This window comes from Streptomyces sp. NPDC049627 (assembly GCF_044465645.1).
Lineage (GTDB): Bacteria > Actinomycetota > Actinomycetes > Streptomycetales > Streptomycetaceae > Streptomyces.
The window spans coordinates 217,065-238,386 of the sequence record NZ_JBITLW010000017.1 but is presented as its reverse complement, the minus strand read 5'-3'; the positions used below and the strand labels follow the sequence as shown (position 1 = coordinate 238,386).

Sequence of the window (21,322 nt, the reverse complement as noted above, 5' to 3'; positions counted from 1 at the left end):
ACGCGGGGTGTGATCCCGGCCATACGGATCCGCCCCGGGGGGTGGGCCCTTGACCACGGCACACGGAGGTACGAAGAGATGCTGCACCGGAAGTCACGGCTGTCACGGCGGGCCTTCGCGGTGACCGCCCTGTCGGCCCTCGCGGCGGGAGGCGGCGCGATGGCGGCGGGCGCCGCCATGGCGGACGGCGGGTCGGGCCGCGACCGGCGACGGCTGACCCGGGAGATGCGCGGCGTGTGGATCGCGACCGTGGCGAACCGGGACTGGCCCTCCAAGCAGGGGCTGACCGCGAAAGAGCAGTGCGCGGAGCTGATCGCCCACCTGGACAGGGCGGTGGAGCGCCGCCTGAACACGGTGATCCTCCAGGTGCGGCCCACGGCCGACGCACTGTGGCCCTCGCCGTACGAGCCGTGGTCCCAGGTCCTCACGGGCACCCAGGGCAGGAACCCCGGCTGGGACCCGCTCGGCACGGCCGTCGCCGAGGCCCACGACCGTGGGCTGCAGCTGCACGCCTGGTTCAACCCGTACCGGATCGCCAACCACACGGACCCCGCCAAGCTCGCCGAGTCCCACCCCGCCCGCAAGCACCCGGAGTGGGCGGTGCCGTACGGCGGCAAGCTCTACTACAACCCGGGGCTGCCCGAGGTCCGGGCCTTCGTCCTGAAGGCGATGCTCGACGCGGTGGAGAGGTACCCGCTCGACGGAGCCCACTTCGACGACTACTTCTACCCCTATCCGGTGACGGGCCAGGCCTTCGACGACACCGAGGCCTACGACCGCTACGGCAGCGACTTCGCGAGCCGGGCCGACTGGCGGCGGGACAACATCGACAAGCTGGTCGACGAGATGGCGTCCGGCATCCGGCGGATCCGGCCCACCACCCAGTTCGGCATCAGCCCGTTCGGGGTGTGGCGCAACGCCGCCACCGACCCGCTCGGCTCCGAGTCGCGGGCGGGCGTGCAGACGTACGACGACCTCTACGCGGACACCCGGAAGTGGGTCCGCGAGGGCTGGATCGACTACATCTGCCCGCAGCTGTACTGGAACATCGGCTTCGCCGCCGCCGACTACGCCAAGCTCGTGCCCTGGTGGGCGCAGGTGGCGCGGGGCAGCAGGACGCAGCTGTACATCGGCGAGGCGCTGTACAAGGCCGGTGACCCCGCGCAGCCCGAAGCCTGGCAGGACCCGGCCGAACTGTCGCGCCACCTCACCCTGGCGAAGCGGTACCCGGAGACACGCGGGCATGTCTTCTTCGCCGCGAAGGACTCGGCCGCGGACCGGATCGGGGCCATGGCGCAGGTCGTCGCCGACCACTACGGCCGGCCGGCGATGACCCCACGCTGATCGGCTTGCCGGGGTTACCGCGCGGTGCGGTGGATGTCCTTGTGACGGATCTCGGTGTCGGGGCCCGGGGAGCAGATGCCCTCGTGCCCGTCCTCGAAGCGGACGCGGAACGGAGGATTGCCCTCCTGGCCCATGACTTCGACGATCTCGCCGACCTTGTCGTGTTGTCCGACCACCCTGCCGTGCTGGACAAGCTGGTCGCCCACGGTTGCACGCATCTGTCGGTCCTCCTCACCAGGTGCGGGAGCAGCGGTCCGTGGCCTTGAGTCTACGGCGTGGAGCGGTGGTTGGAAGTGGGTCGTACGGCCCGCTCAGCCACGTGCCCGCTGGGTCACGGCGATGCACACGAGGACCGCCGTGGCCGTGAGCGGGGCGGCCACTGTCAGGTGCTCGCCCAGCAGCAGCACCGACCACACCAGTGTGAGCAGGGGCTGGGCCAACTGCAACTGGCTGGCCTTCGGGATGCCGATGGCCGCCATGCCCCGGTACCAGACGACGAGGCCGAGGAACTGCGAGCCCGCCGCGACCCACAGCAGTCCGGTCACGCCGTGCCAGGTCAGCTGGACGGGTTCGTACGACAGGGCGAGCGCGGCGGCCGGGAGGGTGAGCGGCAGACACAGCACCAGCGTCCAGCCGATCACCTGCCAGCCGGGCATGACCCGGGCCAGCCGGCCGCCCTCGGTGTAACCGGCCGCGCACACCAGCAGCGCCCCGAAGAGATACAGGTCGGCCGTGGTCAGGGCGCCGCCGCTCTGCTGGACGGTGAAGGCGACCACCGCCGCCGCGCCCGCGAGCGCCGCCGTCCAGAACGTACGGGACGGGCGGGAGCCGACGCGCAGGGCGGAGAACAGGGCGGTGGTCAGCGGGAGCAGACCGACCACGACGGCGGCGTGCGCGGTGGTGGACGTCCGGAGCGCGAGCGTGGTGAGGAGCGGGAAGCCGAGCACCACTCCGGCGGCGACCACCGCGAGGCCCGCCCAGTGCCGGCGGGCGGGCAGTGGGGCGTCCACGGCCAGCAGACAGACCCCGGCGATCACGGCGGCCAGCACGCTGCGTACGGCGACGAGCGACCAGGGCCCGAAGGACTCCAGGCCCCAAGCGGTCGCGGGGAAGGTGAGCGAGAACGCGGTGACACCGAGGGCGGCCTGGGCGGTGCCGAGCCCGGGTCGGTTCCGGGGGGTGGTCACCGCTATCCGGGTGGTTTCAATAGCGCTACTCTGTGCTCTCATGCAGGAGAGTAGCAGTGTGAATGAACTGGTGAAACAGTTGCGGCAGGAGCTGAATCGCTACTCTCCCGGTGGAAAGCTCCCGTCGAGTCGGGCCCTTGTCGAGCGGTTCAGGGTGAGCCCCGTGACCGTCTCGCGGGCGCTGGCCCAGCTGGCCGCCGAGGGGCTGGTGGTCACCCGCCCCGGCGCCGGGGCGTTTCGGGCGCAGCCGCGTACGGCCACTGCCCCCGCCGGTGACACCTCCTGGCAGGAGGTCGCCCTCAGTGCGGACGGCGCCGCCGACCTGGTGCCGCGCTCGGTGGATGCCTCCGGGGTCCTGGTCTCGCTCGCCGCTCCGCCGCCCGGCGTGATCGAGTTCAGCGGCGGCTATCTGCACTCCTCGCTGCAGCCCGAGCGGGCGATGGCCGCGGCGCTCTCCCGTGCGGGCCGCCGTCCCGGCGCCTGGGGACGGCCGCCCATGGAGGGACTGCCGGAGCTGCGCGAGTGGTTCGCCCTGGGCATCGGCGGCGCCATCACCGCCGCAGAGGTCCTGATCACCGCGGGCGGCCAGTCCGCGCTGACCATCGCGTTGCGCGCGCTCGCCCCGCCGGGCGCACCCGTCCTCGTCGAGTCGCCCACCTATCCCGGCATGCTGGCGATCGCCCGCGCGGCCGGCCTGCGTCCGGTGCCGGTGCCGGTGGACCCGGACGGGGTGAAGCCCGCGCTCCTCGCCGATGCGTTCCGGGCCACCGGGGCGAGGGTGTTCGTCTGCCAGCCGCTGTTGCAGAACCCCACGGGCGCCGTACTGCGCTCCGAGCGTCGGGAAGAGGTGCTGCGCATCGTCCGGGAAGCCGGCGCGTTCTTGGTGGAAGACGATTTCGTACGCCGACTCGTGCACGAGGACGCGGGGCCGCTGCCGCGTCCGCTGGCTGCCGACGACCCCGACGGTGTCGTCGTCCACGTCTGCTCGCTGACCAAGGCCACTTCGCCCAGCTTCCGGGTGAGCGCACTCGCCGCGAGGGGACCGGCGCTGGAGCGGCTGCGCGCCATCCAGGTCGTCGACACCTTCTTCGTGCCGCGGCCCCTGCAGGAGGCCGCCCTGGAACTCGTCGGCTCGCCTGCTTGGCCGCGCCACCTGCGTTCCGTCGCGAGGGAGTTGAAGACCCGCCGCGACGCCATGACGGCGGCCCTGCACCTGCACCTTCCCGAACTCGCCCTCCCGCACATCCCGTCCGGCGGCTACCACCTGTGGCTCCGCCTCCCCGACGGCACCGACGAGTGGGCCCTGACCGCCGCGGCCCTGCGCGCGGGCGTCGCGATCACTCCCGGCCGCCCGTACTTCAGCGCGGAACCTCCGGCCGGGCACGTGCGGCTGAGCTTCGCGGCGGTGGCGGGGGTGGGGGAGATCGCGGAGGGCGTACGGCGGTTGCGGGCCGCCTGCGACGAGGTGTTGTAGGCCCTGTCGCCAAAGGGGCCTAGCCGCGGGGGACCGGGGCGATGCCGCAGGTGAACTCGGCGGACTCGAACAGCTCCGGGGTCAGGCCTATGCCGGTGATGCGGTGGGCGAGGGCGAAGGAGGCGCCGGTGAGGTCCTGGTAGTCCCGCTCGTCGTCCTCGTCGTGCTCGATCAGGTCGAAGCCCGACTCCCGCATGTCCGTCAGGAGTTCGTCGGGACGGGTCCCGTCGCGGTAGTGGGCGAAGAGCGGCTCGAAGTGCAGGCGCAGCTCGCCGTCCTCGTACCAGCAGAAGTGGTCGACCGCGTTGACGTTGAGGAAGTGGGAGACCACCGTGCGGCCCCGGGACAGGGGGATCATGGCCTCGTTGGTGACGCCCAGGTAGCCGTTGAACTCGACCATCAGCGACCAGTCGCCGACCCGGGCCGCCCCGACGAACAGCCGGTACGCGGCGTCCACCGCGTACGACGGCTCGCACAGCCCGTCCACGCCGGTGATCCGTGGCCCGGGCTCGGCCTTCAGCTCCCGGAGAAGCTCCTCGGGAGTCAGCCCGCGGACCAGCGTGATGCAGTACGCCTGCATCAGGTTCTCGTACCGTTCCTCGAGCCACGCGTAGTCCGCAGCAGTCGTCGTCCCCGTCATGCCCGCAGCATCGCACCCACCACTGACAACGCCCCGCCCACCGGGGAAAACCGTTCGACGCCGACGCCATCCCCCTGGGAATCTCGCCGCATGACCGACACCCCGCCCCTCACCGAGGGCTACGAGATCTCGACCGACCCCCACCGCCTCGACGCCGAGCGCGTGCACCGGTGGCTGGCCACCGACGCGTACTGGGCGCTCGGGCGGGCGCGGGACAAGCAGGACCGGGCGATCGAGGGTTCGCTGAACTTCGGGGTGTATGCGTCGGTTTCGGGGGAGCAGGTGGCGTATGCCCGGGTCATCACCGACCGGGCGACCTTCGCGTGGCTGTGCGACGTGTACGTCGATCCGTCGGTGCGCGGCAAGGGCATGGGGACAGCCCTCGTGGGCGCCGTCCGCGAGCATCTTCGGCCGTACGGGATCAAGCGGATTCTGCTCGCGACGCACGACGCGCACGGCGTGTACGAGAAGCTCGGCTTCGCGCCACTGGAGAAGCCGGACCGATGGATGGCGCTCTATTTCTAGCGACTTGTCCGCCTGGTCCTGACCTCGAAGTAAGGTTTGGCCCACCCTCGGTAACTCCTGCACAACACCCCTTGACCTGCGCACTCTCACGGCACACCATCCACGCATGTCACTTCGGGTCACGTTCGTCGCCGCAGCGCGCAGCTCCCCGCTGCTCGCGGAACGCTTCGAGGACGACCGGCCGCTGGACCAGGCCGGCTGGGACGAGGTGCAGCGCGTCGCCCGCGACCTGCTGCCGCTGGCGGCCGCCGACCTGCGCTGTTGCTCACCGACCCCGCGCAGCCGCGCCACCGGCGACGCCCTCGGCTATTCCCCGCTCGTGCAACTGGCCCTGCGCGACTGTGACATGGGCCGCTGGCGCGGGCTGACCCTCGGCGAGGCGATGGCCCGGGAGCCGCAGGCGGTGGACGCCTGGCTGGCGGACCCGCGCAGCACGCCGCACGGCGGCGAGTCACTGCTCGCGTTCATATCCCGGGTCGGCGGCTGGCTCGACACGCGGCCCGTGGAGGACGGCTGCCGTATCGTCGCCGTGGCCGAACCGTCCGTGATCCGTGCCGCTCTGGTGTACGCGCTGAAGGCGCCGCCCTCCACGTACTGGAACATCGACGTACGCCCCCTGTCGACGACCACCGTGACCGGCCGGGCCGGCCGCTGGAACCTCCGCTTCGACGGGTCGCAGGCTCAGCCCTCGCGCGCATAGTCGGTGGTCAGGACGAGGTCCTTGGCCGGACCACGCACCCGCCACACCGTCCGCCAGCGGTCCGCGTCCCGCACGGTGAACTCGCCCCGGTAGAGGTCGGCCGAGCAGGGGTGGTCGGCGATGTGCCGCCCGGAGCGCAGGTCCAGGTCGTGGAAGGGCCGCCCGTCGGCGAAGCGCACATCCGCCGTGCCCGGCGTCGCACCCGGCAGGAAGCGCAGCGTCCGTTCGGCGGGCCGGGCGGCGCCCTGCCAGACGAAAGTGCCGGACTCCCGGTGCAGCAGCCCGCCGTCGTCGGTAGGGCCGAAAACCGTCGTACCGGAGAACTCCCCGGCCTCCCCGCTCGCCAGATCCCGCACGGACCGCTCCACCCGCCAGCTCCCGGCCAGATACGTCAGTACATCCGGTACTGGCCAGAACTCACCCATCCGCCCCTCGCTCTCGAAACACTTTCGATTCCGTGCGACCCGTTGACGCTCCCAATTCCCCCTTCCTATGTTGCCGTTCGAAGTGCTGATCATTGTCTGATATTTCGAACAACGAGCCGCGGAGTATCCATGTCACGCACCCCCCGTACCCGCTGGAGACTCGGTCTGACGACCACCGCCCTCCTGACGGCGACGGCCCTCCTCCCGGCGCCGGCGCACGCCGAGGACGTCACCGACTACGCGATCACCGTCGACCCCGCCGCCAAGGGCGCGAAGATCGACGACACGATGTACGGCGTCTTCTTCGAGGACATCAACCGGGCCGCGGACGGCGGTCTGTACGCCGAGCTCGTGCAGAACCGGTCCTTCGAGTACTCGACGGACGACAACCGGTCGTACACGCCCCTCACCTCCTGGACGGTCGACGGCACCGCACAGGTCGTGAACGACTCCGGCCGGCTGGGCGAGCGCAACCGCAACTACCTCTCCCTGACCGCCGGTTCCGCCGTCACGAACGCCGGTTACAACACCGGCATCCGGGTCGAGGCGGGCAAGCGGTACGACTTCTCGGTGTGGGCCCGCGCCGAGGCCGGCACCACCCTGACCGTCGGCCTCAAGGACGCCGCGGGCACCCTGGCGACCGCCCGACCGGTGGCCGTCAGGGGCGGCTGGGCCAAGTACAAGTTCACCTTCACCGCAACCCGCACCAGCAACCGCGGCCGCCTGACCGTCGCTTCCTCGGCCGCGGCCGCCCTCGACATGGTCTCGCTGTTCCCGCGCGAGACGTACAAGAACCAGCCCAACGGCCTGCGCAAGGACCTCGCCGAGAAGATCGCCGCCCTGAAGCCGGGCTTCGTGCGCTTCCCCGGCGGCTGCTTGGTCAACACCGGCTCCATGCAGGACTACAGCGAGGCGAGCGGCTGGCAGCGCAAGCGCAGCTTCCAGTGGAAGGACACCATCGGTCCGGTCGAACAGCGCGCGACGAACGCCAACTTCTGGGGCTACAACCAGAGTTACGGCCTCGGCTACTACGAGTACTTCCGCTTCTCCGAGGACATCGGCGCCATGCCGCTGCCCGTCGTCCCGGCCCTGGTGACCGGCTGCGGCCAGAACAAGGCCACCGACGACGAGGCACTGCTCCAGCGGCACATCCAGGACACCCTCGACCTCATCGAGTTCGCCAACGGCCCCGCCACCTCCGAGTGGGGCAAGGTGCGCGCCGGGATGGGCCACCCCGAGCCCTTCCACCTCACCCACCTCGAGGTCGGCAACGAGGAGAACCTCCCGAACGAGTTCTTCGCCCGCTTCCAGAAGTTCCGGGCCGCCATCGCGGCCAAGTACCCGGACATCACCGTCATCTCCAACTCCGGCCCGGACGACGCCGGCACCACCTTCGACACCGCCTGGAAGCTCAACCGCGAGGCGAACGTCGACATGGTCGACGAGCACTACTACAACAGCCCCAACTGGTTCCTGCAGAACAACGACCGCTACGACTCCTACGACCGCAGCGGCCCGAAGGTCTTCCTCGGCGAGTACGCCTCCCAGGGCAACGCCTGGAAGAACGGCCTCGCCGAAGCGGCGTACATGACCGGTCTGGAGCGCAACGCGGACGTCGTCAAGCTCGCCTCGTACGCCCCCCTGCTCGCCAACGAGGACTACGTCCAGTGGCGGCCGGACATGATCTGGTTCAACAACCGGGCCTCCTGGAACTCGGCCGACTACGAGGTCCAGAAGCTGTTCATGAACAACGTCGGCGACCGCGTCGTCCCGTCGAAGGCGACCACCACGCCGGACGTCAGCGGCCCGATCGCCGGTGCCGTCGGCCTGTCGACCTGGGCGACCAGCGCGGCGTACGACGACGTGAAGGTCACCGCGGCGGACGGCTCGACGCTCCTCGGCGACGACTTCTCCGGTGACGCCTCGAAGTGGACGCACACGGGCGGCGGCAGCTGGAGCATCCAGGACGGGCAGTACGTCCAGACGGACGCCGCCGCCGAGAACACCATGGTCACGGCCGGCGACCCGGCCTGGCACGACTACGACCTGCACGTGAAGGCCACCAAGAAGTCCGGCAAGGAGGGCTTCCTCGTCGCCTTCGGCGTCAAGGACACCGGCAACTACTACTGGTGGAACCTCGGCGGCTGGAACAACACCCAGTCCGCGATCGAGCAGGCCGTGGACGGCGGCAAGGGCACGCTGATCACCAAGCCCGGGTCGATCGAGACGGGCCGCGCCTACGACATCGACGTCAAGGTGCGGGGCCGCCAGGTCACCCTCTACCTCGACGGCCAGGAGTGGGGCAGCTTCACCGACGACAAGCCGGCCGAGCCGTTCCGCCAGGTCGTCACCAAGGACGCGACGACCGGCGACCTGATCGTCAAGGTCGTCAACGCCCAGTCGGCCGCGGCCCGCACCGCGATCGACCTGGGCGGTGCCAAGGTCGCCTCCAGGGCCCGCGTCATCACCCTGGCCGCCGACCAGGACGCGGTGAACACCGAGACGGACACGCCGGTCACCCCGGTGACGTCCACCTTCTCGGGGGTCGCCAAGAAGTTCACGTACACCTTCCCGGCGAACTCGGTGACGTTCCTGCGGATCAAGCAGGGGTGAGCTGAGAGAAGGGTCCTGCTCGGCCGGGTTCTCCTGCGAGGGCCCGGCCGACGCCGTTCGTTTGCCTTCGAGGGCTTGTTAACCTTCGGAACACGTACCCGACATTCTCTGTTTCCCTTTCCGTCGGTGGTCTTCTCCCCAAAGGCGTCGAGGCATTCTGAATTGAGTGCATTACTTTCCTGAACGGCACAACCATCCGGAAACCTCTCCCGTCTAAGTCGGCGAATCAACGGACGGAACGCCCGGGCGTTCCGAATTCGCGGGAGGTCTGCCGGAAATGGATTGCTCGACCCTGCCCGCGGCTGTTTCCACGGACCGGGACAGGGTGGGACCGGCGGCCTTGGCGGAGCCGAAGACCCGTGCCGCCCTGCTCGCGGCGGTCATCACCGTCACCGCCTTGTGCGCCGCCGACGCCGTCGCCCGCAGCTACCCCTTCGGCCCGCGCACCCGGAACGTCAACGACCTGGGCAACCAGTACGTCCCCTTCCACGCCCACCTGTGGGACCTGCTGCACGGACGGGCCGACGGCGGTCTCCTCGTCAACTGGCAGTCCGGGTTCGGCGCGAGCTTCCTGCCCGACCTCGGCACCTACCTCAGTAGCCCGTTCGCCCTGCTCGTGGCGGTGTTCCCGAGGGACGAGACCGACCTCGCGGTGTATGTGATCACCCTGCTGAAAGCCGCCTGCGCGGGCGCCGCCATGGCCTGGCTGCTGCTCGCCCTGCGTCCCGGCCGCCGGTGGGCGGCGGGACTGCTGGGCGCGTCGTACGCGCTGTGCGGCTGGACCGTGACGGACGCCGCGTACAACCCCATGTGGCTGGACGGCCTCGTCGCCCTGCCGCTGCTGTGCCTGGTCGGCGAATGGACGCTGAGCGGACGGCGCCGGGTGCTCGGTGTGCTGGTCGTGGCGCTCGCCTGGACCGCCAACTTCTACACGGCGTACATGGCCACCCTCGCCGCCGGACTGGTGCTGCTGCTCCGGCTGTGGCTGGCGGATCTGCCGCGCCGGCAGCGGCTCGCGGCGGCGGGGAGGGCCTCAGTGACCGTCGCCCTCGGCGTGGGCCTGTCCGCTCCGGTGGTGACGGTGGTGTACTTCGGCACCAAGCACGCCCACCCCGGCAGGGTCAGGCAGTTCGTGCCGGTGGCGACGGAGGATCTGCTGGCCCGTCTGCTGCCGACGACGTACAGCTTCGCCTCACCCGCCGTCTACGTGGGCACCACGGCGCTGCTGCTCGCCCTCGCCCTGCCCTTCCACCGGACGGTGCCCCGGCGCGTGCGCGCCGGATGGACGCTGCTGGCGGCCGGGGTGGCCGTGTCGATGCAGTGGGGCCCGACCCACCTGCTCTGGCACGCCTTCGCCACCCCGCAGGGCAGCCAGTACCGCCAGAGCTTCGTGCTGTGCGCGCTGCTCGTGATCGCCGCGTGGCACGCCCTGTCGTACGGCCCGCCCGACTCGCGCGCGCTGGGCGCGGCGGGCGCGCTGCTCGCACTGGTCATCGCCGTGGCGAGCGGCAGTGACCTGGTGCGGCACTCCTTCACCCTGCCGCTCGCGGTGCTCGCCGCCCTGGGTGCGCTGGGTGGTCTGGCCCTGCTCGGCCGCACCGACGGGGGGCGCCGCACCGCGCTCGCGGGACTCACCGCGGTTCTGCTGATCGGCACCCAGCTCGGCGAGAGCGCCGCCACCTCCGCGGTGGCCAACAGGACGCGGCTGTCGAGCATGGACGACTACGCGCCCTGGGGAGCACGGCAGCAGCGCCAGGCCGAGGCGATCGCGCAGGCCGACGGCTGGCCCCGCTACCGCACCGACCCCGGCCGGGAGCAGACCGTCGGCAACGACCCGCTGCTGGTGGGCGGCCAGGGCGCCCAGTACTACAGCAGCCTCACCTCCGACGTGCTCAGCCGTATGCTCACCGCCCTCGGGGACGGCTGGACCTCACGCGGCCGCAACGTGCAGAGCCTGGACAACGCCGTCACGGACGCGATCTTCTCCGTCGGCGCCCGGGTGCATTCCCCGCCGGACCCGCACCAGAACTGGTTCCCGCAGGACGGCGGGCGGCCGACCGTGTCCCGGCAGGACGTGCCGCCCCTGGTCACCGTGCGCCCGTCCCTCGCACACATGCGAACAAACGTTTCTGCATTCGGGCCGTCGCCCTACCGCAACCAGGAACTCCTGCTGGGCACCCGCGTCTACACCGTGCCCCGCCTCACCGTGCGCACCAGCGCCGGGAAGCCGCCGGACCCCGGCGACGACGAGCGGCCGGGCCTGCGCATCGGCATCCCCGGTCCCGCGACCGCCTGGCGCGAACCGACCATCACCGCCCGGTGCCCGGCCGGCAGCGAGGTCTACCTGTGGGCGCCGCACTTCTCGGGCACGGCACGGCTCGCCGGTGACTCGGCCCACGGCCTGACCGGGCGGTTCCGGTCCGACCACCCGGTCACCAAGATCGCCGCCATGCAGCGGCTCGGCACGGTCCCGGCCTCCGGACGCCTGCGGATCGACCTGTCACCCGCCGAGACGGGGCTCATCCCGGACGGCGCCGTCGGCTGCCTGGACACCGCCCGGCTGCACTCGGCCGTAGAGCGGCTCAAGGCCACCGGCGCCACCGAGGTGACGGTCTCCGACGGCCTCGTCCGGGCCGAACTCCCCGCCGAGAGCGTGGGCACCGCCGTCGTCGCGGCCCCCCGGATCGCCGGCTGGCGGTGCGCCACGGGCGACGATCCCGCCGTACCCGCCCGCGAGTACTACGGGCTGATCGCCGTACCCCTCGACGGCTCCTCGACCACCGTCACCTGCACCTTCCACCCGCCCGGCCTGCGGCTGGGCCTGGCGGTCGGGAGCGCCTCGCTCCTGGCCCTGATCCTGCTCGCCGTCCTCCCCGCCGTCCGCCGACGGCGCGGCACGGCACCGCGAACCACCACCACACGACCTCGCGAGCGCACGACCGGCGCTCTCTGACCGAGTCCCCCGGGGGAGAAGACCATGCTCATCTCGATCGTCGCACCCTGCCACAACGAGGAAGACGTCATAGGGCGCTTCCACGAACAGGTCCAGAAGGTCGCGGAGGAACTCCTGCCGCTCGGACACGACATGGAGTTCGTGTACGTCGACGACGGCAGCCGCGACCGCACGCTCGACGTCCTCCAGCATCTGGCCGCCCTCGACCCGCGCGTGCGGTACGTCTCCTTCAGCCGCAACTTCGGCAAGGAGGCGGCCCTGCTCGCCGGCCTGCGCCACGCCACGGGAGATTCCGTGATCGTCATGGACGCGGACCTGCAGCACCCGCCGGAGCTGATCAGGCGCATGGTGGAGCTGCGCGGACAGGGCTACGACCAGGTCATCGCCCGGCGCACCCGTACCGGCGACCGGATCACCCGCACCCTCACCGCCCGCATGTACTACCGAATCGTCAACCGCCTCGTCGACGTCGAACTCGTCGACGGGGTCGGTGACTTCCGGCTGCTGTCCCGGCGCGTGGTCGACGCGGTCCTGGAACTCACCGAGTACAACCGTTTCTCCAAGGGCCTGTTCGCGTGGGTCGGGTTCCCCGGCACCACCCTCGAGTACGAGAACGCCGTGCGCGAACACGGCCGCAGCTCGTGGACCTTCCGCAGCCTCCTCGACTACGGCCTCGACGGACTGCTCTCCTTCAACAACCGGCCGCTGCGCGTCGCCCTCCACCTCGGCATGGCCCTGCTGGTGTGCGCCGGGCTGTACACGGCGTGGATCGTGGGCGCCGCGCTCATCAACGGTGTGGAGACACCCGGCTATGTCACGATCATCACCGCCGTCACCGCCCTCGCCGGCGTCCAGATGGTCATGCTCGGGGTCATCGGGGAGTACACCGGCCGTATCTACTACGAGGTCAAGGAGCGCCCGCACTTCCTGGTGAAGGCGACCAACGTGGAACGAACGAAAGACCTCATTTCCTGATGCGCAGGCAGATCCTCACCTTCGCCGTGGTAGGCGTCGCCAACACGGCCACGTACTACGGTCTCTACCTGTTGTTCCTTCTGCGTCTTCCTTATCTCGCCGCTCATATTCTCGCCTTCTTTCTCAGCATGACCGGCTCCTTTTTCCTGAACGCGCGCTTCACCTACCGGACGCGGCCCACCTGGCGGAAATTCCTGCTGTTCCCCCTGACGAACGCCACCAATTTCCTGATCACCACCGCAGGCGTGTACGTGATCGTCGACGTCCTGCACGCCGGGAACCGGTTCGCTCCACTGCTGGCCTCCGCGGCGGCGATCCCGGTGACCTTCGCCGTCTCGCGGGTGATCATGCTGCCCAGGAGCGCCTGACCGCCGGGATTGCATAAACGTGCAGCGAAACGTATAGTCATGCCATCACGAGGAGGATGGATCACATGGCGGTACGTGCGGCAGTGGCCGGAGCGAGCGGATACGCGGGCGGGGAACTGCTGCGTCTGCTCCTGGCGCACCCCGAGGTCGAGATCGGGGCCCTGACCGGCAACTCGAACGCGGGCCAGCGGCTCGGTGCGCTGCAGCCGCACCTGCTGCCCCTCGCCGACCGCGTGCTCCAGGAGACGACCTCCGAGGTCCTCGCCGGTCACGACGTCGTCTTCCTCGCCCTGCCGCACGGACAGTCCGCCGCCGTCGCCGAACAGCTCGGCCCGGACGTACTGATCGTCGACATGGGGGCCGACTTCCGGCTGAAGGACGCGGGCGACTGGGAGCGGTTCTACGGCTCCCCGCACGCCGGCACCTGGCCGTACGGCCTTCCCGAACTTCCGGGTGCCCGCGCCGCGCTGGAGGGGTCCAAGCGCATCGCGGTGCCCGGTTGCTACCCGACCGCCGTCTCGCTCGCCCTCTTCCCGGCCTACGCCGCCGGTCTCGCCGAACCCGAGGCCGTGATCGTCGCCGCGTCGGGCACGTCCGGCGCGGGCAAGGCGCCCAAGCCGCATCTGCTGGGCAGCGAGGTCATGGGCTCCATGTCGCCGTACGGCGTCGGCGGCGGCCACCGGCACACGCCCGAGATCACCCAGAACCTCAGCGCGGCGGCAGGGGAGCGGGTCTGCGTCTCCTTCACGCCGACCCTCGCGCCGATGCCCCGCGGCATCCTCGCCACCTGCAGCGCCTCCGCGAAGCCCGGCGTCACCGCCGAGTCCGTCCGTGCCGCCTACGAGAAGGCCTTCGCCGACGAGCCGTTCGTCCACCTCCTCCCCGAGGACCGGTGGCCCGCCACGGCGTCCGTCTACGGTTCCAACGCCGTTCAGGTGCAGGTCGCGTACGACGAGGCCGCGGACCGCATCATCGCGATCAGCGCCATCGACAACCTGACCAAGGGCACCGCGGGCGGTGCCGTCCAGAGCATGAACCTCGCCCTCGGACTTGACGAGTCCACGGGGCTTTCCACGATCGGAGTCGCACCGTGAGCGTCACGGCAGCCAAGGGATTCACGGCGGCGGGCATCGCCGCCGGGATCAAGGAGAACGGCAACCCGGACCTGGCCCTCGTGGTCAACAACGGGCCCCGCCGCGCCGCCGCCGGCGTCTTCACCTCCAACCGTGTGAAGGCCGCGCCCGTGCTGTGGTCCGAGCAGGTGCTGAAGAGCGGCCAGGTGTCCGCCGTCGTCCTCAACTCCGGCGGCGCCAACGCCTGTACGGGACCGAAGGGCTTCCAGGACACCCACGCCACCGCGGAGAAGGTCGCCGAGGTCCTCGGCCGGGGCGCCATCGAGGTCGCCGTCTGCTCCACCGGTCTGATCGGTGTGCTTCTTCCCATGGACAAGCTGCTGCCGGGCGTCGAGACGGCCGCCGCGCAGCTCTCGGAGCACGGCGGCGAAAAGGCCGCCATCGCCATCAAGACCACCGACACCGTCCACAAGACGTCCGTCGTGACCAAGGACGGCTGGACCGTCGGCGGCATGGCGAAGGGGGCCGGCATGCTCGCCCCCGGCCTCGCCACCATGCTCGTCGTCCTCACCACCGACGCCGCCCTCGACAACGACGTACTGGACAAGGCCCTGCGCGCCGCGACCAAGGTCACCTTCGACCGCGTCGACTCCGACGGCTGCATGTCCACCAACGACACCGTGCTGCTGCTCGCCTCGGGAGCCGCCGAAGTCACCCCGGAGTACGAGGAGTTCGCCGAAGCCGTACGGCAGGTCTGCGACGACCTCGGCCAGCAGCTCATCCGGGACGCCGAGGGCGCCAGCAAGGACATCAAGGTCGAGGTGATCAACGCCGCGACCGAGGACGACGCCGTCGAGGTGGGCCGCTCCATCGCCCGCAACAACCTCCTCAAGTGCGCCATCCACGGCGAGGACCCCAACTGGGGCCGCGTGCTGTCCGCCATCGGTACGACATCCGCGGTGTTCGAGCCGGACCGGCTCAACGTCGCCATCAACGGCGTCTGGGTGTGCAAGAACGGCGGCGTCGGCGAGGACCGCGAGAAGGTCGACATGCGCTACCGCGAGGTCCACATCGTCGCCGACCTCGCCGCCGGTTCCGAGACCGCCACCATCTGGACCAACGACCTCACCGCCGACTACGTCCACGAGAACAGCGCCTACTCCTCATGAGCAACGCACCCGCGCGGAAGCACACCGCCCTCCCCAAGGCCCAGATCCTCATCGAGGCGCTGCCCTGGCTGGTCCGGCACAACGGCAAGACCGTCGTGATCAAGTTCGGCGGCAACGCCATGATCGACGAGGAGCTGAAGGCGGCCTTCGCCCAGGACGTCGTCTTCCTGCACCACGCCGGTCTCAAGCCGGTCGTCGTGCACGGCGGCGGCCCGCAGATCAGCGCCGCCCTCGACAAGCACGGCATCGTCAGCGAGTTCAAGGCGGGCCTGCGCGTCACCACCGAGGACGCCATGGACGTCGTACGGATGGTGCTGGCCGGGCAGGTGCAGCGCGAGCTGGTCAACCTGCTCAACCAGCACGGCCCGCTGGCCGTCGGTCTGACCGGCGAGGACGCGCACACCATCACCGCCACCAAGCACCAGCCCGAGATCGACGGCGAGTTGGTCGACATCGGGCGGGTGGGCGAGATCACCGACATCGACACGGGCGCGATCGAGGCCCTGCTCGCCGACGGCCGGATCCCGGTCGTCTCGTCGATCGCCCGTAGCCAGGACGACGGACATGTCTACAACGTCAATGCTGATACGGCGGCTGCGGCACTCGCTGCTGCTCTGGGCGCCGAAACCCTCATGGTCCTCACGGACGTCGAGGGCCTCTACGAGGACTGGCCCCACTCCGACGAGGTGATCAGCCGCCTCACCGCCGCCCAACTGGAGAAGCTGCTGCCGGAGTTGAGCTCCGGCATGGTCCCGAAGATGGAGGGCTGTCTGCACGCCGTCCGCAACGGCGTGAACACCGCCCGCGTGATCGACGGCCGCGTCCAGCACTCGATCCTGCTGGAGATCTTCACCGACGAGGGCATCGGCACGATGGTCGTGCCCGACGAGACCGAGGGGGAGTCGTCATGAGCAACCAGGAGCTGACCGCGCGGTGGCAGGGCGCGCTCATGAACAACTACGGCACGCCGCGGCTGCCCTTGGTGCGCGGTGAGGGCACCAAGGTGTGGGACGCCGAGGGCAGGCAGTACCTCGACTTCGTCGGCGGCATCGCGACGAACGCGCTGGGGCATGCCCACCCCGCCGTCGTCGACGCCGTGAGCAGGCAGATCGCGTCCCTCGGCCACATCTCCAACTTCTTCATGGCCGAGCCGACCGTCGCCCTCGCCGAGCGGCTGCTCCAGCTCTTCGGCCGGGAGGGCAGGGTCTTCTTCTGCAACTCCGGCGCGGAGGCCAACGAGGCGGCCTTCAAGATCGGCCGGCTGACCGGGCGGACGCATGTGGTGGCCACCGAGGGCGGCTTCCACGGCCGCACGATGGGCGCCCTCGCGATGACCGGCCAGCCCGGCAAGCGGGAGCCGTTCCTGCCGCTGCCCGGAGACGTCACGCATGTGCCCTTCGGCGACGCGCAGGCGCTGGCCGCAGCCGTGACCGAGGAGACGGCTCTGGTGATCATCGAGCCGATCCAGGGCGAGCTCGGTGTCGTGGTGCCGCCCGCCGGCTATCTGAAGGCGGCACGGGCGATCACGGCCTCGACCGGGGCGCTGCTCGTGCTGGACGAGGTGCAGACCGGCATCGGCCGGACCGGGCACTGGTTCGAGTACCAGGCCCACGAGGGCGTGCTGCCCGATGTCGTCACCCTCGCCAAGCAGCTCGGCGGCGGGCTGCCGCTGGGCGCGACGGTCGCCTTCGGGCGGGCCGCGGAGCTGCTGCAGCCCGGTCACCACGGGACCACCTTCGGCGGGAACCCGGTCGCGTGTGCCGCGGGCCTGGCCGTCCTGGACACCATCGCGAACGACGGGTTGTTGGAGAACGTCAAGCGGCAGAGCGAGGCGTTGCGGGACGGGATCGAGGCCCTGGGACATCGCTTGATCTCCCATGTCCGGGGCGCGGGCCTGCTCCTGGGTATCGTGCTCACCGAGCCGCTCGCCGCCAAGGTGCAGCAGGCGGCTCAGGACGCCGGTTTCCTGGTGAACGCGCCCGCCCCCGATGTCGTACGGCTCATGCCGCCGCTGAACCTCGGTGACGACGAAGTGGAGGCGCTTCTCCAGGCCCTTCCCGGCGTCCTGGACGAGGCCGACGGGGACGGATGATCCGGAAATGAGACGACGATGAGTCAGGCGCAGGACCACGGGCAGAACGGGGCGAACGGGGTCGCGGGCCCTGCCGTTCCGCAGACCCGCACCGCACGTCACCGCCGGATCGTGGACATTCTCAACCGGCAACCCGTGCGGAGTCAGAGCCAGTTGGCCAAGCTTCTTGCGGATGACGGGCTGAGCGTCACTCAGGCGACGCTCTCCCGGGATCTCGACGAGCTGAACGCCGTGAAGATCCGTAACAACGACGGTGACCTGATCTATGCGGTGCCGAGTGAGGGCGGTTTCCGTACGCCTCGTGCGCCGCTGGGGGAGTCGGCGAAGGAGGAGCGGATGCGGCGGTTGTCGCAGGAGCTGCTCATCTCCGCGGAGGCTTCCGCCAACCTCGTGGTCCTGCGTACCCCTCCGGGGGCCGCGCAGTTCTTGGCCTCGGCGATTGACCAGGCCGAGCTGCACGACATTCTCGGGACGATCGCCGGTGACGACACGTTGTTGTTGATCAGCCGGAACCCTACGGGGGGTCAGGCCTTGGCGGATCACTTGTTGCGGTTGGCTCAGAACGGCCACTGAGTGGGGTGGTGGCGGTGATTCGCCGACTGTGGGGGCGTGGTGGCTGGTCGCGCCCACGCGGCGGAGCCGCATATTCAACACAGCCCCGCGCCCCTGAGGGCGTTGCCCAGCCCGGCGCTGCCTGAGGTCCCCCCCCGCTCAGCCGAGCCGCGCCGCCAGCCCCCCGGTGCAGCGCACCTCGTCCCCCGCCGTGATCAGCAGCGCCTCCACGTCCGGCAGCGACTCCAGCCAGCGCAACCCCTGCCGCGAGCCCATCGCGAACGCCGCCGTCGCCCAGCAGTCCGCCCAGGTCACCGACGGGGCCACGACCGTCACGGCCACCAGGTCCGTCACCGCGGAGCGGCCCGTGCGGGGGTCGACGATGTGGGCGCCGCGTTCCGCCGTACCGGACGTGGCCACCGCCAGTTCGTCCAGGCCGGCGGCGGAGATGACCGCCGCGAGTCCGCCGGGGCGCAGCGGGTCGGACACCCCCACCCGCCACGGGCGCTCCGGGCCCGGCACACCCAGCAGCTGCACGTCACCGCCACCGTTGACACTCACGCCGGTCACACCGGGCACGGCCCGCAGGCGGCGTGCCGCGCGCTCCACGGACCAGCCCTTCACGATGCCCGTCGGGTCCAGGCGGCCCTCGTACGACGTGCTGAACCAGCCGTCGCTGGTCCGCTCCGCCTCGGCGCCGAGTTCGAGCACCTCGGCGACCTCCGGATCGCACTCGTCGACGGTCAGCTCTCCGCGCGCCAGCCGGGAGATCTGGCTGTCGTCGCGGTACGTGCTGAACACCTCGTCGTCCCGGTGCAGCCCGGCGACCGCAGCCGCCAGCGCCGACTGCACGGCACCGGGATTCCCGCCGCGGACGTCGAAGGAGAAGACCGTCCCCATGACCTCCTCCGCATGACGCACCGCGGCGGGAGCTTGTGTCGGTTCCACCACCGTGTCAGCCACCGTCCTGGTCCAGGGCCGACTGGAGTGACTCCTTGTAGCCGGCGCTGGTGTACGTCGCCCCGGAGACCGCGTCGATGTCGGCGCTGCCCGCCGCCACGGCCGCCTGGCCGAGCTTCGGCACGGCGTCGGCGGTGATCTGGTCGCTCCGGCCGCCCTTGGGCGCCTGGACCGCCTCCGCCTTGGTGATCCTGCCGCCGCTGACGGTGATCCGGACCTGGACCGGACCGTACTGGGTCTGGACGGCCTTGCCGGTGACGGTGCCGGCCTGGGCGGCGCCCGAGCCCTGCGAACCGGAGCCCTGGGACGAGCCCGCGCTCGCCTTCACCTTGTCGATGGCCGACTGGAGTGACTCCTTGTAGCCGGCGCTCGTGTACGTCGCGCCCGACACCGCGTCGATGCCGGCGCTCTGTGCGGCGACCGCCGCCTGGTTGAGCTTGGGCACGGCGTCGGCGGTGATCTGGTCGCTCCGCCCGCCCTTGGGGGCCTGGACGGCCTCCGCCCGGGTGATCTTGCCGTTGCTGACGGTCAGCCGCACCTGCACGGCCCCGTACTGGGTCTGCGCGGCGTCACCGGTGACCGTGCCGGAGCCGGCGGCCTGGGCGCCGCCCTGCGGGGACTGCGCCGCCACGGGGGGTGCCGCGCCGCCCGCGGCCTGCGCGGACGCCGGGTCGGTCGCCGGCTTCAGCGACAGCAGCAGCACGATCCCGGACACCGTGGCCGCGCCGGCCAGCACGACACGCCGGATGGGGTGACTCTTCCTCATCGCTCCTACAGCTCCTGAAGTCCGAAGTCTGGGTGTGACGTCCCGCGGCTCACATCTCGAACGACTCGTGATGGATGCGGCGGGCGGGCACACCCGCGCCGCGCAGGGCTTCGTACACGGATTGCGCGAACCCGGCGGGCCCGCACATGAACACGTCGTGCTTGTCGATGTCGGGCAGCTTCTGCTGCAGCCGCTCCGCCGAGATGTCCGGCCGCTCGCCGTCCGGGCTGTTGACCGCGTACATCAGCCGGGCACCGCGCTCGTCGGCGATGGCCGCGAGCTCGTCCCACAGCGCCAGGTCCTGGGTGCTGTTGGCCCGGTAGAGCAGGGTGATGTCGCCGGCCGCGCCGGGCAGCGTCTCGAACAGGGCCCGCATCGGCGTGATGCCGACCCCGCCCGCCACCAGCAGCACCTTGCCCCGGCTGCGGCGCTGGGCGGTCATGGCGCCGTAGGGGCCCTCGGCCCACACCTTGGTGCCGGGCTGCAGGTCGCGCAGCCGGGACGTGTGGTCGCCGATCGCCTTGACCGTGATGCGCAGCATGTCCGGGCGGGGCGCCGCCGACAGCGAGTAGGGGTGCGAGCTGAACCGCATGCCGGGCGCCTTGAACCGCCAGCGGAAGAAATGCCCCGCCTCCGCGCCCATACGGTGCAGCTTGCGCCCGCCGATCAGCACCGACACCACGCCCGGGGTCTCCTCGATGACCGCCTCGACGTACATCCGGTGGCGCAGGTTGAGGCGGATCGGGGTGAGGATCCGGTACCAGACCACCAGCACGGTCACGGCCCCGTACAGCCCGTACCAGAAGGTCTTCGCGGACGGCTCGACGGCGAACTCGTTGCCCGTCGTGATCTGGTGCCAGAACGTCAGGAACACCGCGGCGTACGTCAGCAGGTGCACGTGGTACCAGGTGTCGTACGGGATGCGGCGGCGGATGCCCCCGATGGAGATGAACGCGATGAAGAACAGCAGACCGGTGCCGATGGCCGCCTTGCCCATGTCGGGCAGCGTGTTGACCGAGTCGATCGTCTGCTGGACGACGTCGCCGAGCGTCTTGCCGGCCTGGAGCGCGTACCCCCACATGGTGAGGAAGACGTGCGCGATGACCAGGCAGACCGTGTAACGGCCGCTCATCGCGTGCCAGCGGGCCACCCGGTCCGAGCCCACCCGCCGCTCCAGCGCCGGCACCCGCGCCATCTGGAGGACCACGAGCGCCATGAGGTAGCCGGCGAGCAGACCGGTGATCCGGCCCGCGGCGAGGATCTTCGCGGTGTTGTCCGCGAGGGACGGCGTGTTGTCCCACCACAGCCACAGCACCGCCGCCGCGCCCGCCCATAGGGCGACGACCAGCGGGACGGCCGGGGAGCGGCGCGGTCGGATGCGGCGCATCGTCTGGCGGCGGGCGGCACGGCCGCCTGCGAGCGTGGTGGTCACGGTTCCTCCGGGGACGGAACAAGGGGGAGTGGCGTGGTTCCCTTGGCCCAGAGATACGTGCGGGGAGGTCCGTG

At 70.7% G+C, this 21,322-nt stretch carries 20 protein-coding genes; 13 read left to right on the top strand and 7 right to left on the bottom strand.

The window, feature by feature from the left end:
* Positions 1 to 78: 78 nt before the first annotated feature.
* Entirely contained in the window at positions 79 to 1,344 is a 1,266-nt protein-coding gene (locus ACIBU0_RS38255) for a glycoside hydrolase family 10 protein (protein ID WP_398827944.1), read from the top strand.
* Positions 1,345 to 1,358: 14 nt separating this feature from the next.
* Here the strand turns inward: ACIBU0_RS38255 and ACIBU0_RS38250 are convergent, their stop codons facing one another.
* Both ACIBU0_RS38250 and ACIBU0_RS38245 read right to left on the bottom strand, forming a co-directional pair.
* Complete coding sequence (locus ACIBU0_RS38250) at positions 1,359 to 1,562, bottom strand: DUF1918 domain-containing protein (RefSeq protein WP_398827942.1); 204 nt, start codon at positions 1,560 to 1,562, stop codon at positions 1,359 to 1,361.
* Between the two features lie 93 nt (positions 1,563 to 1,655).
* Entirely contained in the window at positions 1,656 to 2,573 is a 918-nt protein-coding gene (locus tag ACIBU0_RS38245) for a DMT family transporter (protein WP_398827940.1), read from the bottom strand.
* Between ACIBU0_RS38245 and ACIBU0_RS38240 the strand changes: the two genes are divergently transcribed.
* Complete coding sequence (locus tag ACIBU0_RS38240; protein ID WP_398827938.1) at positions 2,572 to 4,005, top strand: PLP-dependent aminotransferase family protein; 1,434 nt, start codon at positions 2,572 to 2,574, stop codon at positions 4,003 to 4,005. The two genes, ACIBU0_RS38245 and ACIBU0_RS38240, sit on opposite strands and share 2 nt — an antisense overlap.
* Before the next feature lie 19 nt (positions 4,006 to 4,024).
* Here the strand turns inward: ACIBU0_RS38240 and ACIBU0_RS38235 are convergent, their stop codons facing one another.
* Positions 4,025 to 4,645: a DUF6461 domain-containing protein gene (locus ACIBU0_RS38235; RefSeq protein ID WP_398827936.1), complete on the bottom strand. Its 621-nt coding sequence runs from the start codon at positions 4,643 to 4,645 to the stop codon at positions 4,025 to 4,027.
* A 90-nt stretch (positions 4,646 to 4,735) separates the two neighbouring features.
* Here ACIBU0_RS38235 and ACIBU0_RS38230 point away from each other — a divergent pair, with 90 nt between their 5' ends.
* Together ACIBU0_RS38230 and ACIBU0_RS38225 are read left to right on the top strand one after the other, a co-directional pair.
* Complete coding sequence (locus ACIBU0_RS38230; RefSeq protein WP_398827934.1) at positions 4,736 to 5,170, top strand: GNAT family N-acetyltransferase; 435 nt, start codon at positions 4,736 to 4,738, stop codon at positions 5,168 to 5,170.
* 106 nt (positions 5,171 to 5,276) lie between these two features.
* A complete protein-coding gene (locus tag ACIBU0_RS38225; protein WP_398827932.1) occupies positions 5,277 to 5,870 on the top strand; it encodes a histidine phosphatase family protein in 594 nt (197 codons plus the stop codon).
* Here ACIBU0_RS38225 and ACIBU0_RS38220 read toward each other — a convergent pair.
* Positions 5,852 to 6,295 (bottom strand): DUF6314 family protein, encoded by a 444-nt coding sequence (locus ACIBU0_RS38220; protein ID WP_398827930.1) that lies wholly within the window; start codon positions 6,293 to 6,295, stop codon positions 5,852 to 5,854. The two genes, ACIBU0_RS38225 and ACIBU0_RS38220, sit on opposite strands and share 19 nt — an antisense overlap.
* A 129-nt stretch (positions 6,296 to 6,424) precedes the next feature.
* Here ACIBU0_RS38220 and ACIBU0_RS38215 point away from each other — a divergent pair, with 129 nt between their 5' ends.
* From ACIBU0_RS38215 to ACIBU0_RS38175, 9 genes are all read left to right on the top strand, one after another.
* Positions 6,425 to 8,908, top strand: coding sequence for an alpha-L-arabinofuranosidase C-terminal domain-containing protein (locus ACIBU0_RS38215; RefSeq protein WP_398827928.1), 2,484 nt, complete (start codon positions 6,425 to 6,427; stop codon positions 8,906 to 8,908).
* A 277-nt stretch (positions 8,909 to 9,185) separates the two neighbouring features.
* Complete coding sequence (locus ACIBU0_RS38210) at positions 9,186 to 11,861, top strand: YfhO family protein (RefSeq protein ID WP_398827926.1); 2,676 nt, start codon at positions 9,186 to 9,188, stop codon at positions 11,859 to 11,861.
* A 24-nt stretch (positions 11,862 to 11,885) separates the two neighbouring features.
* Entirely contained in the window at positions 11,886 to 12,836 is a 951-nt protein-coding gene (locus ACIBU0_RS38205; protein ID WP_398827924.1) for a glycosyltransferase family 2 protein, read from the top strand.
* The gene (locus tag ACIBU0_RS38200) at positions 12,836 to 13,204 is read left to right on the top strand and encodes a GtrA family protein (RefSeq protein ID WP_398827922.1); all 369 of its coding nucleotides are present in this window, start codon (positions 12,836 to 12,838) and stop codon (positions 13,202 to 13,204) included. Before ACIBU0_RS38205 ends, ACIBU0_RS38200 begins: the two co-directional genes overlap by 1 nt.
* Before the next feature lie 65 nt (positions 13,205 to 13,269).
* Positions 13,270 to 14,298: an N-acetyl-gamma-glutamyl-phosphate reductase gene (gene argC, locus ACIBU0_RS38195; protein WP_398827920.1), complete on the top strand. Its 1,029-nt coding sequence runs from the start codon at positions 13,270 to 13,272 to the stop codon at positions 14,296 to 14,298.
* Complete coding sequence (argJ, locus tag ACIBU0_RS38190; RefSeq protein WP_398827918.1) at positions 14,295 to 15,446, top strand: bifunctional glutamate N-acetyltransferase/amino-acid acetyltransferase ArgJ; 1,152 nt, start codon at positions 14,295 to 14,297, stop codon at positions 15,444 to 15,446. Before argC ends, argJ begins: the two co-directional genes overlap by 4 nt.
* Positions 15,443 to 16,357 carry an acetylglutamate kinase gene (gene argB / locus ACIBU0_RS38185; protein WP_398827916.1) on the top strand — a complete coding sequence of 305 codons (915 nt, stop codon included), beginning with the start codon at positions 15,443 to 15,445 and terminating at the stop codon, positions 16,355 to 16,357. The genes argJ and argB overlap by 4 nt, the downstream gene beginning before the upstream one ends.
* Positions 16,354 to 17,538 carry an acetylornithine transaminase gene (locus tag ACIBU0_RS38180; RefSeq protein WP_398827914.1) on the top strand — a complete coding sequence of 395 codons (1,185 nt, stop codon included), beginning with the start codon at positions 16,354 to 16,356 and terminating at the stop codon, positions 17,536 to 17,538. The genes argB and ACIBU0_RS38180 overlap by 4 nt, the downstream gene beginning before the upstream one ends.
* 18 nt (positions 17,539 to 17,556) lie before the next feature.
* Positions 17,557 to 18,111 (top strand): arginine repressor, encoded by a 555-nt coding sequence (locus ACIBU0_RS38175; RefSeq protein WP_398827912.1) that lies wholly within the window; start codon positions 17,557 to 17,559, stop codon positions 18,109 to 18,111.
* Positions 18,112 to 18,249: 138 nt separating this feature from the next.
* Here ACIBU0_RS38175 and ACIBU0_RS38170 read toward each other — a convergent pair whose 3' ends face one another.
* The 3 genes from ACIBU0_RS38170 to ACIBU0_RS38160 are packed head-to-tail and all read right to left on the bottom strand — an operon-like array spanning position 18,250 to position 21,248.
* On the bottom strand, positions 18,250 to 18,990 hold the full coding sequence (locus ACIBU0_RS38170; protein WP_398827910.1) for an FAD:protein FMN transferase: 741 nt from the start codon (positions 18,988 to 18,990) through the stop codon (positions 18,250 to 18,252).
* A 55-nt stretch (positions 18,991 to 19,045) separates the two neighbouring features.
* Positions 19,046 to 19,816 carry an FMN-binding protein gene (locus ACIBU0_RS38165; RefSeq protein ID WP_398827908.1) on the bottom strand — a complete coding sequence of 257 codons (771 nt, stop codon included), beginning with the start codon at positions 19,814 to 19,816 and terminating at the stop codon, positions 19,046 to 19,048.
* 49 nt (positions 19,817 to 19,865) lie between these two features.
* A complete protein-coding gene (locus ACIBU0_RS38160; protein WP_398827906.1) occupies positions 19,866 to 21,248 on the bottom strand; it encodes a ferric reductase-like transmembrane domain-containing protein in 1,383 nt (460 codons plus the stop codon).
* Positions 21,249 to 21,322 lie beyond the last annotated feature (74 nt).

What these genes read in the sequence shown, in the direction of transcription:
- ACIBU0_RS38255 (WP_398827944.1), top strand. Translation starts at nt 79, where the DNA reads ATGCTGCACCGGAAGTCACGGCTGTCACGGCGGGCCTTCGCGGTGACC.
- ACIBU0_RS38250 (WP_398827942.1), bottom strand. Translation starts at nt 1,562, where the DNA reads ATGCGTGCAACCGTGGGCGACCAGCTTGTCCAGCACGGCAGGGTGGTC.
- ACIBU0_RS38240 (WP_398827938.1), top strand. Translation starts at nt 2,572, where the DNA reads ATGCAGGAGAGTAGCAGTGTGAATGAACTGGTGAAACAGTTGCGGCAG.
- ACIBU0_RS38245 (WP_398827940.1), bottom strand. Translation starts at nt 2,573, where the DNA reads ATGAGAGCACAGAGTAGCGCTATTGAAACCACCCGGATAGCGGTGACC.
- ACIBU0_RS38235 (WP_398827936.1), bottom strand. Translation starts at nt 4,645, where the DNA reads ATGACGGGGACGACGACTGCTGCGGACTACGCGTGGCTCGAGGAACGG.
- ACIBU0_RS38230 (WP_398827934.1), top strand. Translation starts at nt 4,736, where the DNA reads ATGACCGACACCCCGCCCCTCACCGAGGGCTACGAGATCTCGACCGAC.
- ACIBU0_RS38225 (WP_398827932.1), top strand. Translation starts at nt 5,277, where the DNA reads ATGTCACTTCGGGTCACGTTCGTCGCCGCAGCGCGCAGCTCCCCGCTG.
- ACIBU0_RS38220 (WP_398827930.1), bottom strand. Translation starts at nt 6,295, where the DNA reads ATGGGTGAGTTCTGGCCAGTACCGGATGTACTGACGTATCTGGCCGGG.
- ACIBU0_RS38215 (WP_398827928.1), top strand. Translation starts at nt 6,425, where the DNA reads ATGTCACGCACCCCCCGTACCCGCTGGAGACTCGGTCTGACGACCACC.
- ACIBU0_RS38210 (WP_398827926.1), top strand. Translation starts at nt 9,186, where the DNA reads ATGGATTGCTCGACCCTGCCCGCGGCTGTTTCCACGGACCGGGACAGG.
- ACIBU0_RS38205 (WP_398827924.1), top strand. Translation starts at nt 11,886, where the DNA reads ATGCTCATCTCGATCGTCGCACCCTGCCACAACGAGGAAGACGTCATA.
- ACIBU0_RS38200 (WP_398827922.1), top strand. Translation starts at nt 12,836, where the DNA reads ATGCGCAGGCAGATCCTCACCTTCGCCGTGGTAGGCGTCGCCAACACG.
- argC (WP_398827920.1), top strand. Translation starts at nt 13,270, where the DNA reads ATGGCGGTACGTGCGGCAGTGGCCGGAGCGAGCGGATACGCGGGCGGG.
- argB (WP_398827916.1), top strand. Translation starts at nt 15,443, where the DNA reads ATGAGCAACGCACCCGCGCGGAAGCACACCGCCCTCCCCAAGGCCCAG.
- ACIBU0_RS38180 (WP_398827914.1), top strand. Translation starts at nt 16,354, where the DNA reads ATGAGCAACCAGGAGCTGACCGCGCGGTGGCAGGGCGCGCTCATGAAC.
- ACIBU0_RS38175 (WP_398827912.1), top strand. Translation starts at nt 17,557, where the DNA reads ATGAGTCAGGCGCAGGACCACGGGCAGAACGGGGCGAACGGGGTCGCG.
- ACIBU0_RS38170 (WP_398827910.1), bottom strand. Translation starts at nt 18,990, where the DNA reads ATGGGGACGGTCTTCTCCTTCGACGTCCGCGGCGGGAATCCCGGTGCC.
- ACIBU0_RS38165 (WP_398827908.1), bottom strand. Translation starts at nt 19,816, where the DNA reads ATGAGGAAGAGTCACCCCATCCGGCGTGTCGTGCTGGCCGGCGCGGCC.